1 pseudogene is annotated in these 228 nt (G+C 51.8%); it reads right to left on the reverse strand.

What is annotated here, in order from left to right:
* Positions 1–228, reverse strand: a pseudogene (murD, locus tag SB775_RS34590) (UDP-N-acetylmuramoyl-L-alanine--D-glutamate ligase); the annotation flags it as partial.

Raw genomic sequence — 228 nt, forward strand, 5'->3', positions numbered from 1 at the left:
GATGTTATCGCTGAATGCTTCAAGCGCACTTTTAGTAGCCAGCGCATTCGTTGCCTTGGAATCGTTATAGAAACGGCGGCCTTGCCATTCACCGACAAATTGCGAACGGTGCTTGACCCCTGTGAAAGAAGTCAATACACGGATGATCGTTTCTTTCGTGCCTCCGGACAAGAGCGTTGCCGCCGTGGCGGACAAGATGTTCTCGAGATTGTGTTCGCCCGCAAGCAT

The sequence above is a fragment of the Peribacillus sp. SIMBA_075 genome, assembly GCF_046534585.1.